The sequence below is a fragment of the Paenibacillus sp. LS-5 genome (assembly GCF_056121505.1).
Genome location: NZ_JBWAVA010000133.1, coordinates 1 through 234 on the forward strand (window position 1 = coordinate 1; position 234 = coordinate 234).

The window sequence follows — 234 nt, forward strand, 5'->3', positions numbered from 1 at the left end:
TGCATGTCAGTTTTGACGTGGATTTCATCGATCCGTCGCTCGCCCCCGGCGTGGGCACGACGGTTCCAGGCGGCGCCACCTACCGCGAAGCCCATCTCGTAATGGAAATGCTGCATGATTCCGGCGTTGTCGGCTCGCTTGACATCGTTGAACTCAATCCGTTCCTCGATGATCGCGGCAAGAGCGCCATGCTGCTCGTCGATCTCGTTGCCAGCCTGTTCGGCCGGCAGATCT

The 234-nt window shown here is 59.8% G+C and carries 1 protein-coding gene; it reads left to right on the top strand.

Going from position 1 to position 234, the window contains the following annotated elements:
* Nucleotides 1-234, top strand: a 234-nt coding sequence (locus AC0MA3_RS26760; RefSeq protein WP_474658388.1) for an arginase family protein, incomplete at both ends; no start/stop codon positions are given.